Source organism: Arsenophonus apicola, assembly GCF_020268605.1.
GTDB lineage: Bacteria > Pseudomonadota > Gammaproteobacteria > Enterobacterales > Enterobacteriaceae > Arsenophonus > Arsenophonus apicola.
In genome coordinates this window covers 3,175,882-3,188,602 of sequence record NZ_CP084222.1, presented here as the reverse complement: position 1 = coordinate 3,188,602, position 12,721 = coordinate 3,175,882, and the positions used below count along the sequence as shown (strand labels likewise).

Genomic DNA, 12,721 nt, shown 5'->3' with positions numbered 1-12,721 from the left:
AACTTAGTTCCGGTTACGGCTGATGCGTAAAACATCAGGCATGATACGGATTTTTTTCATAATATTAGCTAATTGAATACGATCCTTAGCGGTTAAGCGAATAAATGCACAATAGACACGCCCATCTTTCTCTTCGATATTCATACTTTGGATACTAGAATTTACACTATTAATGGCTGCGGTTAAATTAGCTAATGCCCCTTGGTGATTAATCATATCGACTTTAATTTCAGCAATGAAATTATTATTAACCCCCTCATCCCACTCTACTTGCATAAATTTCTCTGGCTCTTTTTGATAACCTCGAATATTACGGCAAGACTCATGGTGTATAACTAAACCTTTACCTGGGCTAATATGAGCAACTATGGGATCACCGGGAATGGGACGACAACATTTGGCAAAGGTAATTAATACCCCTTCTGCTCCTTTAATCGGTAGTTTACTACGGTTATCACTATTATCTGTAATAACGTTATTTATACTAACATTGCCTAATAAATTGTGCGCTACAACGACACTCATGGTATTGCCAAGGCCAACTTCAGCAAGTAAATCATCCATTGAGTGAAGTTTCATTCTTGCCAGTTCTTTATTGATATTTTCTTGCGGAATATCGCCCAATTTCTTGCCATTACCTAAAGCATGGTTGAGTAAGCGACGACCTAAACTAATCGAATCTTCTCGTTTAAGATTTTTAAGTAGTTGGCGTATTTTTGCTCTGGCTTTGGAACTAACAACGAAATTCAACCAAGCTGCGTTCGGCCTTGCGCCTGGTGCAGTAATAATTTCTATAGTTTGCCCGGTAGTCAACGATTGTGACAGAGGATAAGGTTGACGATCAACGCGGGCTCCAACACAGGCATGACCTATATCGGTATGAACAGCATAGGCAAAATCAACCGGGGTTGCGCCAGTAGGTAATTCGACAATTCTACCTTCCGGGGTAAAAACATAAATTTCGTCAGGAAAAAGATCAGATTTTACACTTTCAATGAATTCAAAAGAATTACCTGCGCTTTGCTGCAGTTCTAGTAGGCTTTGCATCCAGCGTTGTGCCCTGATTTGAGCAGTTGTACTAGATTCTGCTTGTTCTTTATATGCCCAATGAGCAGCGACACCCATTTCTGCCATTTGATCCATATCTTCGGTACGAATTTGTACTTCAATCGGTACACCATGTGGGCCAATCATTGATGTATGTAAAGATTGATAGCCATTTGCTTTGGGGATCGCAATATAATCTTTCACTCGACCTGGCCGAGGATTGTATAAACTATGTACCTGCCCAAGAACGCGGTAACATGTATCAACGTCCTTAACAATAATGCGAAAGGCATAAATATCCATAATTGAGTGGAAGCGCTGCTCTTTCAAGTGCATTTTACGATATATTGAATAGAGATGTTTTTCTCGACCAAATACTCGGCATGGGATCCTGGCTTCTGATAATCTACCATCAATTTCTGCCAATATTTTTTGGATCATCTCTTTTCGGTTACCGCGAGCTGCTTTTACTACTTCTTTAATAACTCGGTAGCGATTTGGATAGAGTGCTTCAAAGCCTAACTCTTCCAATTCAGTTTTGAGATGATGGATACCAAGACGATGTGCCAGTGGGCTATAAATTTCTAATGTTTCTCTCGCGATCCGGCGGCGCTTATCAGCACGAAGTGAACCTAAAGTTCGCATATTGTGGGTTCGATCTGCGAGTTTGATTAAAATGACACGAATATCTTGCACCATTGCCATAATCATTTTGCGAAAATTTTCTGCTTGAGCTTCTTTTTTATCACGGAAATTGAGTTTGTCGAGTTTTGATACCCCTTCAACCAGGCCAGCAACGGTTTTACCAAAAAGCTGTTTTATATCCTGAAAAGTCGCCGGGGTATCCTCGATAACATCATGTAATAATGCGGCCATTAATGTTTCATGATCTAAACGCATTTCCGCTAAAATACATGCCACCGCAACTGGATGGGTAATATAAGGTTCACCACTTGAACGGGTTTGGCCTTCATGTGCATCCCGGGCAACAACATAAGCTTGTTTCAGTAACGATATATGCTCTTTTGGCAGATAGTCCTGAACGATTTGATTGAGGCTTTCAAACAGGTACAAGGCAGGCCTACCTTTTCAGTTAACGACGACCTTCAGCAATAGCAGATACTGCTTGCATTTCTGCTGCTTCTTGTTCCTGTTCTTCTTGACGTTCACGGACATCAAGAATTTGAGCATTAATCAACCCTGATTCTATTTCACGCAGCGAAATAACAGTAACCTTATCATTTTCTTCTTTAACTAAAGGGCTTTTACCTCTAATCTGTAATTGACGCGCACGACGCGCCGCAACTAAAACCAAATCGAAACGATTACCAATTTTTTCTACTGCATCTTGAACTGTTACACGTGCCATAATATGACTCCAAAGATAAAGAAATGACCGGATATAATACTGAACCTTTACTCAGTCTGCCAATAATTTATTAATTAAAGTATTATGTCGCAGAACCTGACGTTCTAAACGTAGACGCTCAGATCGAATAATAGATTGTAAATCTCCTAATGCGGTATTGAAATCATCATTAACAATAATGTAATCATATTCGCTATAATGTTTCATTTCAGCAACCGCTTGTTCCATCCGCCGATTAATCGTTTCTTCGCTATCTTGCCCACGACCCCGTAAACGGCGTAGTAACTCATTTTTAGACGGTGGTAAGATAAAAATAGTGCGAGCTGAGGGCATTTTTTGGCGAATTTGCTGTGCGCCTTGCCAATCGATATCTAAAAATACATCGACACCACTATTAATAATTTCTTCGATAACTGCCCGAGAGGTTCCATAATAATTGCCGAAAACGCAGGCATATTCAAGGAAATCATTGTGCTCAATCATTTGCTGAAATTTGCTTTCAGTAATGAAATAGTAGTGTTCACCGTTTTTTTCACCAGGGCGTATCGCTCTAGTGGTATGCGAAATAGAAACTTGTGTGTCATATAGAGGCTGAGTTTTTAATAAAGCCTGAATAAGACTCGATTTGCCTGCACCACTTGGGGCAGACACAATATATAACGTTCCTTGGATCATGATGATTTCTTGATTAACTGGCTAATTAATTAATAAAATTTTAAAAAGTACAAAAGCTCTTTAATAGTATACACATGCAATCAGTAACATACAGCTTTAGTAACATTTTTAATGAAAGATCTGAATTATTTTTGAAAATCATTACCATTTTTGCGAAGCGCTTTGAGAAAAAATAATTAATGCATATCTTCATAATTATTTTCTATTTACCACCTCTCAATAATTGGAATTGTATATTGAACGTATTGCCGTGAATGGAATAAATAGATGATTAAAATTATGCATGGATGCTGTTTATTATGAGATCTTTTATTTTAGTTTCAGTTTACTATCGTCGACGCTTTTTTTTATTAATGATGTTATTAAATATAAACTCAGCAATCGCGGAAAGTATGCAATGCCCGGATTGGCCTGAAGTAGTTTTACATAGGGAAATCAAAGCAATTAATTCAAAATTAAAACGCTGGAATAAAGCATATTATATTAATGGCCAAAGCTTGGTTAATGATGAAACTTACGATCAAATTTTTGCGTTATGGAAACATTGGTCAAATTGTCTTCGTCTCCCACTAGATAAAACGCATTTGCTTTCTTTACCCGTTAAAGGAAGAAAAATACACCCAGTTGTTCATACTGGCTTAAAAAAGATAACCACTGATGAAGTGCCTCGATGGATAGCGGGTCGCCATGAAGTTTGGTTACAACCTAAAGTCGATGGTGTGGCTGTTACGTTGGCCTATCAAAAGGGTAAATTAGCTGCATTAATTAGTCGGGGTAATGGTATAGAAGGAATTGATTGGACAAAAAAAGCCCATTTTTTGCCAGCAATTCCCAAAACGATTCCAAATCATGCTACGCAATTAATTTTACAAGGTGAATTGTTTTGGTATCAGTCTGGTCACCAACAAGCCATTGCGGGTGGAGCTAATGCCCGCAATAAAGTTGCGGGTTGGTTAATGCGTAAGAATTTATTGGTTCAACAAGAGAAACAAATTGGCATATTTATTTGGAGTTGGCCTAATGGGCCGTCGAATATGCAAACACAATTTGCACAATTAGAAAGATGGGGTTTTCCCTTAACCAAACGTTATTCTCATTTAGTTACTAGTGTTGATCAAATTACACAATGGCAACGCTATTATTACAATCAACCAATGCCTTTTGTAACAGATGGTATTGTATTAAAACAACTGCCATATAGTCTAGGCCAATACTGGCAAGTAGGTATAAATAATTGGTCTGTTGCTTGGAAATATCCGACACAAAATAGTATTGCTCAAGTTAAAACTATTAAATTTAATATAGGAAGAACTGGCAAAATTAATCCTATCATTGTTGTTTTGCCTGTGAAAATAGATGGAAAACAGATCCGTCATATTAGTATGGGTTCATTAACCCGTTGGCAAGCGATGAAAATTTTGCCTGAAGATGCAATACAAATATCATTATCTGGTCATGGGATCCCTAAATTTGACAAGATTGTTTGGCGAATTAAACAACGGAAAATGCTGTCGGTACCCGAACAAAAAAACTATCACCAATTAAGCTGTTTTCATTACTCAATCAGATGCGAAAGTCAGTTTGTTGCTCGTTTAGTTTGGTTGGCGAAACAGCTTAAGATGGAAGGGATCAATGAAAAAGGCTGGTTAGCTTTAATCAGAGCGGGGAAAATAACCAATTTAATGGATTGGGCTAGTTTAACATTGGAACAAATCAATGAAGTGGCAATGTTTAAAACGAATAAAGGAAAATTTATTTACCAACAATTTTTATCAGCGCAAAAACGCCCTTTTCCTGAATGGGTAAAAGGGTTAGGAGTACCTGTACCAGAAAAGTTTTTTAGCAAAATAACCTATTGGGATGATTTATTTTCTAAAGAAATAAATAGTGCTATCTTGTCGCGTAAACAACAAAAAAAATTAGTGCAATTTATTGAGAATAAAGATGTTAAACAGCTAGTAAAGGTTTTGGGCCAAATTAAAATAAATGGATTTTTTAATCAAAATTAGTCGAAGTAATAACATGCTGATTTAATTAGATATATGGAAATCTTAATCATTATTCTCATAATTAAATACAGGTAATCCTAATCGATAACGAATGGCGAGTAGACGTGCGGTTAAACCGGCTATTAAGGTAATGATAATAACCATATCTTTAGGTAATGGCGTATGTAGTATTAAGCCGATATAAAGCCATGCCGCAGCAAAAGAGATGCCAGCATATATCTCTTTTTGAAAAACAAGCGGGATTGTATTACATAGCATATCGCGCAGCACGCCACCGAAAACACCTGTTACTACGGCTGCAATAGCGGCGATGATATAACTATAATTCATATCAAGCGCTATTTGAGCGCCAATAATGGAAAAGACAATAAGACCAATGGCATCCAAAATTAAAAATAATCGTCGTAAATGTTTCATCATTGGCGCAATCCAGATAGTAATAACAGCGGCACAAGCAACAATAACAATATATTCAGGATGTTTAACCCAACCAAGAGGATAGTGTCCTAATAAGATATCGCGTACGGAACCACCACCAATTGCGGTTGCGGACGCAATAATAATAACGCCAAAAACATCCATTTTGCGACGACCAGCGGCTAAAGCACCTGTCATGGCTTCAGCTGTAATACCAATAATATAAAGTATGCTAAGTAACATAATGATTTTTTAGATATGACAAACCTTAAGGTTTAAAGTTGTATTATAAAAATAAAGTATTGACTAATATTTTTGTGGTGTTCACATAATTACACTATTTTTTATCGTCCACGACAAAAGAATGCGGATAATAAAATGACTTACCAAGAACAGCAAATTACTTTTGATAAACGCAATCACCAACTGACTAATATAAATGTATGGACATCAGATAGCCAGTGGATTGTTTTTGATATACGACCAAATAATGCCTCTTTTACTGGATTAACGATAGAAAAAGTTAATATTAAAACGCAACAACAAAAACAGATCTATTGCGCCAAAAATGGCGCATATGTTGGTGTTGCTACCGTAAGTAGTGAAAATCCACCTAGATATGCTTTTATTCATGGCCCAGAAGATCCAGACGAAAATTGGCATTATGATTTTCATCATCGTCGGGGGGTGATTGTCAGCGATATAAGAACTAATGTAGCCGAAAATATTGAAGCCATGTGCATTACGCCGCCTTTTTTAGCGGGCGCATTGAGAGGAGGCACTCATGTTCATGTATTTAGTCCAGATAATAGTAGGCTTAGTTTTACTTACAATGATCACGTGATGCATGAGTGTGATCCGGAGCTTGATTTGCGTAATGTGGCGATTGCGATCCCTTATCATGCCATTAATGTCGGAATTTTGGGTCACAAAAAACATCAACGTGAGTATAGTGGCCATTATTATTGTGTTGTGATCAGCGAAACAACGCCGAGACCAAAACCGGGTAGTGATGAAATCAGCCGTGCTTATGAAGAAGGTTGGATTGGTCAAAATGGGTATCAGAGAGCTAATGGGGAAAAGCAACGTTGGGCGATTGCATTTATTGGTGACACTTACTCACTAGATGGAAAAGTCGCAGCCGAAATTTTTATAGTTGATTTACCTGAATCTGCTGAGCAGTATGCTATTGCCGGTGATAAGCCAATCCAGGGTACCGAAACTAGCATGCCAGCACCACCTAAAGGGATTAAACAGCAGCGTTTAACTTATACTCATCAACTTAAGTATCCAGGGGTAGTTAATCAGCCGCGCCATTGGCTGCGCACTTCAGCAGATGGAAGTAAAATTGGTTTTTTAATGAAGGATGATAGGGGCATTGTACAATTTTGGTTGGTTTCTCCGGTTAGTGGCGCCATGGAGCAAATTACCCAGTCTGCATGGGATATTAAGTCAGCATTTAGTTGGGATAGTCAAGGTCGGTATGTGGCGTTTATTTGCGATAATAGCTTGATGTTATGTGAAATTCCTGGCGGAAAACTGATTCGTTTGACGGGGCGTAGTGATATGCCACCCTTAGGTGATGCAGTGGTTATTTCTCCGGATGACAGCAATATAGCTTATTTGCGTAATATTGATGGCTATCAACAAATTTTTATTGTTGCGACCGGGATTGTTTGATTTGAATTAGCACTATTTTGTTATCCAATTGAGTTATGTCTTACTGCCATATAGTGAGTTTAGCTTATGTTAATCGAGGGATATCTCGCTTTCTATTCTTAATAACTAATTGATAAAAATTGTATTTATGCAAATAAATACACTAAGTTTATACAACAGAGTATATTCTTTGTTTATTATAAAAATTATTTTTTTATGTGATATCCCGTAGCACTATTAATCATCAGAAATGATAAGTTGCACTTAACATAATATCATGGGTCCTAACTTGAGTTTTTGAATTAGTTTTTACGCCTTCTAAATTGAAATAATCTACTTCAGCCTGGCCAGCATCCAGATACTTATAGCTAAGGTCGAATGAAAAATCTTGATTAACCATATATTTGATACCTGCGCCAGCACTCCAGGCAAAGTTATTGGTGGCATGAGAACGTGTTTGGAGAGTTTCGGTGCTAATTCCCCCTCCGGATATACCCAGCGTTGCTATTGGAGATGTTTTTTGGCTTATATAAGCATAACCTAAGCCAGCAGAGAGATAAGGAGTGAAATCAGATGGATTTTTAAAATCATAATAAGCGTTAAACATTAATGTATTTGCTTCTATTTGATTTTTTAATTGTGCTTCTAAAAAAAAACACGGCATTTTCTTGAGATTTTGAATAATTATAATCAGCCTTTGCCCGGCTAGTAAAGTCTAATTCAGCTCTAACGGGAAGTTTAAAATTATCATATAAAATCATAGCCTAAAGCGAGGCCAGTACCTAATACGGCAGTTCTATGGTTGTCCCCTTTTTGTTTCTCAGCAAGGTTGGTTGATAAATCGTTAAGTGGATAAAATTGGCCTGACATTTGTAGAATCGATGCACCCATTTTTGCACTGATATAAACACCATTTTTACTTTCATTTGCCAACACAGGAGATGGAATGATGCTGATAGTAATTAAAGCCATAAGTGTTTTTTTCATTATTTATTTCTCAAGTTAATAAAATAAAAAAGTTGTTTCAATCTAATAAAATAATGGTAGCTCATATGTTGAAAATTGGTATAAATAATGATTGGATAAAATATGTTTAGGTTTCCTTTAATATAATTCGGCTATTAAATTAAAGTCGGCTATGAGTGCTGATTTTAATAATGCAAGCTTTTACTTATTGATAAATATAAAAAACTTCTATCACAACTAATTGAATATTTATTTTACCTATTTTATTAATTTCAGTATTTAAAGTCAGGTTAATTTTCTGCTTAAAAATTAAGTGTGGCAGTTATGGAATCAATGTTAATTTTTTGCTGATATTTGCTGAGTGGCATTTGCGACTTGATCATTTTCCCAATTTTGAACGCGTTCTTTTGGGGAGGGGAGCGATACAACTTTTTCAATCTGAAAATAATCATATGGTAGTAAAACGGTATCAAGTAGCGCAGAAAAAGGTAAATCAATCATGGCAAGCGGTTTTATCACCCAGCCGGTATCGCTATCTTTAAGTATTCGGCTATCGGCTTTGGTGCCTGAATAGTAACCTTGATGAGGTCCAACATGGGTCATAATACTTGAGCAGCCGCTTAACAGTATCAGGCAACTGAAAATATTTAAACAGATAGTATAGATAACGAGGATTAATCTTGTCATTAAAGGTATAAGCCTAGCTTCTCCAAGCGAATATGAAATTTTAATGATAAACATTAATGGTAAAAATACCAGCATGTGAATAGAAATAAACCTTTTTAACCATTATTTTCTGTTGTATGTCCAAGATAAAGCACAGTTAATAGAAAATGGGTTGCAGAAAAGTTTATTTTCCTTTGCAATGGATGATTGGTTTAAAGAAATTGATTAACAATTTCTATATTTCTTTAGGGTTAGTCCATTCTTTGTTTTTTAAAATATGGCAGATAAGGATACTCTTTGCGGTTGAAATTTGATTAATCGGTAAAGAGAAGGATAATAATAAATGTTAAGCATGTTTAGCTTTTCTTGATAACTTATCCAGTGAATCGTTTTTTCCATCTTTTTTATAACGTGTTTGTAGATTTAAACGTCAGCATCTAACAACATCAAGTACAGTATTAACTTTAATGCTTCTTATTCTGTCAACCTTGATAGCTGGATTATTAATAAAATGATTAGATTATAATTTTAATTAAATTGAAAAATAATTGTTCGAAATAGTGGTAAAAATATCAATTTATTATTTAATTAACAGAACACTGAATATGTTGTAATAGTTACGGTGTTAAAGAGCTCGGAAAATAGATCATTTCATTTAGCAATACCCTTGAATATGATCCCGTTAACTTTACAATTCAAAGTCCTCGTTATTATTTTATCACCTCTTATCTTGTATATGATAAGAGGTTTTTTTATCATAGATAGAATTATATTGTTTAGTATATTTAATAAAGCTATTTAACTTATGCTATTGATAGGCAATTTCAATTTCATCCGCTAAAATCGCGATTCCTTGTTCTATTTTTTCCAGTGGTAGAATATAGTTCATTCGCATGCATTGATGCGAATGAGGCCATTGTCCATTAAGTCCTGGGAAAAAATAATCCCCCGGCACCATTAATACACCGCGTTTTTTAAGACGTGAATAAAGTGTTTGACTATTGATCGGTAAATTTTTAAACCAAAGCCATAGAAATATTGCGCCTTCGGGCTTATGGATCAGACAGCGACTCTCGGGTATATAACGGCGAATAATTTTTACGGTTTCAGTAACGCGTTGTTGATAAAAAGGTTTTATTACAGTTTGTGAAAGTCTCAATAGATCATTACGTTTAAGGATCGCTAGCATTAATGCTGGGCCTATACTACCAGGGGATAAGCTAATGATGCCATTCATGTTACTGATAGCGGTGATAATAGATTCGTTTGCAATAATAATACCGCAGCGACAGCCAGGTAATCCTAATTTAGATAAGCTCATAGATAGAATAATATTTTCATTCCAGATTGGTGTTGCTTGATTAAAAATAATACCTGGAAAAGGAATACCATAAGCACTATCAATTAAAAGAGGAATAGCATGCTGTTTGGCCAAAGCATCTAATTGCATCATTTCTTCATCGGTAATGACATTTCCAGTCGGATTGGTGGGTCTGGAAACGCAAATAACACCAATATCATCGGTTATTGTTAGCGATTCAAAATTAATTCGATATTTAAATTGACCACTAGGCAGGATGTCAATTTGCGGTTTATTGGCAACAAAAATATCATCATCAAGTCCAGTATCGGCATAACCTACATATTCTGGTGTTAAAGGGAAAAGAACTTTCCGTTTAATTCCTTGTTCACAACGGCCTGCTAGGATATTAAATAGATAAAAAAAAGCGCTCTGACTGCCATTAGTCAATGCGATATTTTTAGCGCTGATATTCCAGCCTACTTGCTCATTTAACGTATTTGCTAATACTTCCAGCATGGCATCTTTTCCTTGCGGGCCATCATAGTTGCATAATGCTTCATTGAGCTGGCCATTTTTAGCCATATCTATCAATAATTGCTGAAAATATTGATCCATTTCAGGAATGTACGCTGGGTTACCACCACCAAGCATAATGACGTTAGGTGTGCGTAAGCCCTCATTTAGATCTTTCATTAAAAGAGAGATACTCGATGAACTGGAAAATTTTTTACCAAATTGTGAATGTATCATGCTTTTCTTCATAACTGTGCAAATGACTAGTAAACAAACCAGCACAATATTCTGTTATTATTAATAGAATAATGGGTTGGTTAACAAATTAATGCCGAATATTATAATTTTTTATATTTATGTGATTATAAATTTATCATAATGATATTTTTATTACTCGTTTTTTTTCTGCCGACAAATACAATTGCTTAAATGGTCGTTAACCATACCGGTTGCTTGCATAAATGCGTAACAGATGGTGCTACCAACAAATTTAAAGCCACGTTTTTTTAAAGCAAGAGAAAGATGATTAGAAATAACGGTATGAGTAGGTATTTCACTTTGATGTTGCCAATGATTGATTTGTGTTTTTCCATCGACAAATTGCCAGAGAAATTGACTAAAATCCTCACCTGATTGGATCATCGCTAAGTAAGCTTGGGCATTGGTAATAATAGCATTGATTTTCATGCGATTACGCACGATACGGGGTTCTTGCATTAGACGATCAACATCCTGCTGAGTCATTTTGGCAATTTTAACTGGATTAAAGTGGTAGAAACAGTCACGATAGCCAGCACGTTTTTTCAAAATAATATACCAAGAGAGTCCGGCTTGTTGTCCTTCAAGGCAAAGCATTTCGAATAATTTATGACTATCTTTTTCTGCTTTTCCCCACTCTTGATCATGATAGGCAATATATTCCTCATCGGCAGTTACCCAATGGCAACGTAGTGGTGTCATTACTTTATTACTCCTATTGTGAGGTATCGATCTATTATTCGATATTAATAAGTTTATGATAAGGATTTTAACAGTAGCACTATGACTTGCTGTGACAATAATAGTGGTAATTTTTCTTTAAGATATGGGGGGTATTAAATAGGCAATGCATTTTGATTGCGGAAAATAGCTATTTAAATCAATTGGGAAATAGGTAAATTGTCATTTATTTTACATTTTGTAAGGTTGGCAAAGCGTTATTTAAATAAGTCTTTGATACTTTGTTATTATGACCATTTTTATTGGTTAGTAAAAGAACATTGATTTTATCATTTAAATGTTAAAATTAACCATGTGTTAGCTAATTAACCTTTTTATATACAAAAGGTTATAATAAATACATCAACTGCGAAATTAGTAATTGATTATTTTAATCAAGATTATTTAATTTATTTTTTAGTTATTTTAATCTTTAATGAATGTAATTTGAGCTTGTTTAGCTAAAAACATTTTTTTAAATTGCCATTCAATAGCTGCCGTTGCTCCTTGTGCTTTCAGCTTATTTTTAACCATAAGCCAAAAATTGGCATTATCAGTATAAATAATAATTCTATGAGCATTAGCCAGTGCATAATAATAAACAGGAGAGGTTTGTTCAGCAGTGGCAGGAAAAAACGTTGAATATTGCCATTTTTGGCCACTATTAAAAGAAGCGTTGATCTTCTGAATATGACTAATATTTAACAGGGCAGAATGGTTAAATTCACGACTTTTTTTGTCAAGATCCATCAATGCTGGCTGTGGCCGTGAAGCGCAGCTGGTTAGCGTTAATAATGTCAGCATTAAAAATAATATTTTCATGTTAATCACATCTGTTTATTCAACTTTACTTTAACGGGGTGATTCATATTGAATCGTTTTACTGCAATATTTTATTCGACGCTAATAAACAAAGATTTGTTATATCACAACGTTATGTTAATTATCTTGAGAGAAAATAAGTAAGTAAATATCATATCTTACTATGTTAACGTATGGAAGCGAGTGTTTTTTGAGAAATGAGTTAGTGAAGTTGAATTTGTCCCTGTTAAGTATTAATAACAATAAAACATGGTATGAGTTTATTTGTAATAAAGTGAAATAAACATTGATTCTTTT

12 protein-coding genes are annotated in these 12,721 nt (G+C 35.4%); 2 read left to right on the top strand and 10 right to left on the bottom strand.

Annotated elements, in window-relative coordinates; all coding sequences use genetic code 11:
- Positions 1 to 3 precede the first annotated feature (3 nt).
- From spoT to gmk, 3 genes are read right to left on the bottom strand one after another with little or no spacing between them, the layout of a single operon-like run.
- Positions 4 to 2,121 (bottom strand): bifunctional GTP diphosphokinase/guanosine-3',5'-bis pyrophosphate 3'-pyrophosphohydrolase, encoded by a 2,118-nt coding sequence (gene spoT, locus LDL57_RS15135; RefSeq protein WP_180560338.1) that lies wholly within the window; start codon positions 2,119 to 2,121, stop codon positions 4 to 6.
- Between the two features lie 19 nt (positions 2,122 to 2,140).
- The gene (gene rpoZ, locus LDL57_RS15130; protein WP_180560339.1) at positions 2,141 to 2,416 is read right to left on the bottom strand and encodes a DNA-directed RNA polymerase subunit omega; all 276 of its coding nucleotides are present in this window, start codon (positions 2,414 to 2,416) and stop codon (positions 2,141 to 2,143) included.
- A 51-nt stretch (positions 2,417 to 2,467) separates the two neighbouring features.
- Positions 2,468 to 3,091, bottom strand: coding sequence for a guanylate kinase (gene gmk / locus LDL57_RS15125; protein WP_180560340.1), 624 nt, complete (start codon positions 3,089 to 3,091; stop codon positions 2,468 to 2,470).
- A 299-nt stretch (positions 3,092 to 3,390) separates the two neighbouring features.
- On the opposite strand from gmk, the gene ligB reads away from it, so the two are divergent.
- Positions 3,391 to 5,100 (top strand): NAD-dependent DNA ligase LigB, encoded by a 1,710-nt coding sequence (gene ligB, locus LDL57_RS15120; RefSeq protein WP_225506585.1) that lies wholly within the window; start codon positions 3,391 to 3,393, stop codon positions 5,098 to 5,100.
- A gap of 42 nt (positions 5,101 to 5,142) precedes the next feature.
- Here the strand turns inward: ligB and LDL57_RS15115 are convergent, their stop codons facing one another.
- Positions 5,143 to 5,760: a trimeric intracellular cation channel family protein gene (locus tag LDL57_RS15115; protein ID WP_225506555.1), complete on the bottom strand. Its 618-nt coding sequence runs from the start codon at positions 5,758 to 5,760 to the stop codon at positions 5,143 to 5,145.
- A gap of 135 nt (positions 5,761 to 5,895) precedes the next feature.
- Here LDL57_RS15115 and LDL57_RS15110 point away from each other — a divergent pair, with 135 nt between their 5' ends.
- Positions 5,896 to 7,197, top strand: coding sequence for a YidR family protein (locus LDL57_RS15110; protein WP_180560343.1), 1,302 nt, complete (start codon positions 5,896 to 5,898; stop codon positions 7,195 to 7,197).
- A gap of 223 nt (positions 7,198 to 7,420) precedes the next feature.
- Here the strand turns inward: LDL57_RS15110 and LDL57_RS15105 are convergent, their stop codons facing one another.
- The 6 genes from LDL57_RS15105 to LDL57_RS15080 form a co-directional block, all read right to left on the bottom strand.
- Positions 7,421 to 7,783 carry an outer membrane protein gene (locus tag LDL57_RS15105; RefSeq protein ID WP_233458159.1) on the bottom strand — a complete coding sequence of 121 codons (363 nt, stop codon included), beginning with the start codon at positions 7,781 to 7,783 and terminating at the stop codon, positions 7,421 to 7,423.
- 140 nt (positions 7,784 to 7,923) lie between these two features.
- The gene (locus tag LDL57_RS15100; RefSeq protein ID WP_225506549.1) at positions 7,924 to 8,163 is read right to left on the bottom strand and encodes a hypothetical protein; all 240 of its coding nucleotides are present in this window, start codon (positions 8,161 to 8,163) and stop codon (positions 7,924 to 7,926) included.
- Between the two features lie 315 nt (positions 8,164 to 8,478).
- On the bottom strand, positions 8,479 to 8,745 hold the full coding sequence (locus LDL57_RS15095; protein ID WP_310740141.1) for a YceK/YidQ family lipoprotein: 267 nt from the start codon (positions 8,743 to 8,745) through the stop codon (positions 8,479 to 8,481).
- An 871-nt stretch (positions 8,746 to 9,616) separates the two neighbouring features.
- On the bottom strand, positions 9,617 to 10,861 hold the full coding sequence (locus tag LDL57_RS15090) for a valine--pyruvate transaminase (protein ID WP_180560345.1): 1,245 nt from the start codon (positions 10,859 to 10,861) through the stop codon (positions 9,617 to 9,619).
- A 153-nt stretch (positions 10,862 to 11,014) separates the two neighbouring features.
- Positions 11,015 to 11,584, bottom strand: coding sequence for a DNA-3-methyladenine glycosylase I (locus tag LDL57_RS15085; protein WP_180560346.1), 570 nt, complete (start codon positions 11,582 to 11,584; stop codon positions 11,015 to 11,017).
- Between the two features lie 444 nt (positions 11,585 to 12,028).
- The gene (locus LDL57_RS15080; RefSeq protein ID WP_180560347.1) at positions 12,029 to 12,424 is read right to left on the bottom strand and encodes a hypothetical protein; all 396 of its coding nucleotides are present in this window, start codon (positions 12,422 to 12,424) and stop codon (positions 12,029 to 12,031) included.
- Positions 12,425 to 12,721: the final 297 nt, after the last annotated feature.

What these genes read in the sequence shown, in the direction of transcription:
- LDL57_RS15090 (WP_180560345.1), bottom strand. Translation starts at nt 10,861, where the DNA reads ATGATACATTCACAATTTGGTAAAAAATTTTCCAGTTCATCGAGTATC.
- gmk (WP_180560340.1), bottom strand. Translation starts at nt 3,091, where the DNA reads ATGATCCAAGGAACGTTATATATTGTGTCTGCCCCAAGTGGTGCAGGC.
- LDL57_RS15115 (WP_225506555.1), bottom strand. Translation starts at nt 5,760, where the DNA reads ATGTTACTTAGCATACTTTATATTATTGGTATTACAGCTGAAGCCATG.
- LDL57_RS15095 (WP_310740141.1), bottom strand. Translation starts at nt 8,745, where the DNA reads ATGACCCATGTTGGACCTCATCAAGGTTACTATTCAGGCACCAAAGCC.
- LDL57_RS15105 (WP_233458159.1), bottom strand. Translation starts at nt 7,783, where the DNA reads ATGTTTAACGCTTATTATGATTTTAAAAATCCATCTGATTTCACTCCT.
- LDL57_RS15080 (WP_180560347.1), bottom strand. Translation starts at nt 12,424, where the DNA reads ATGAAAATATTATTTTTAATGCTGACATTATTAACGCTAACCAGCTGC.
- rpoZ (WP_180560339.1), bottom strand. Translation starts at nt 2,416, where the DNA reads ATGGCACGTGTAACAGTTCAAGATGCAGTAGAAAAAATTGGTAATCGT.
- ligB (WP_225506585.1), top strand. Translation starts at nt 3,391, where the DNA reads ATGAGATCTTTTATTTTAGTTTCAGTTTACTATCGTCGACGCTTTTTT.
- LDL57_RS15085 (WP_180560346.1), bottom strand. Translation starts at nt 11,584, where the DNA reads ATGACACCACTACGTTGCCATTGGGTAACTGCCGATGAGGAATATATT.
- LDL57_RS15110 (WP_180560343.1), top strand. Translation starts at nt 5,896, where the DNA reads ATGACTTACCAAGAACAGCAAATTACTTTTGATAAACGCAATCACCAA.
- LDL57_RS15100 (WP_225506549.1), bottom strand. Translation starts at nt 8,163, where the DNA reads ATGAAAAAAACACTTATGGCTTTAATTACTATCAGCATCATTCCATCT.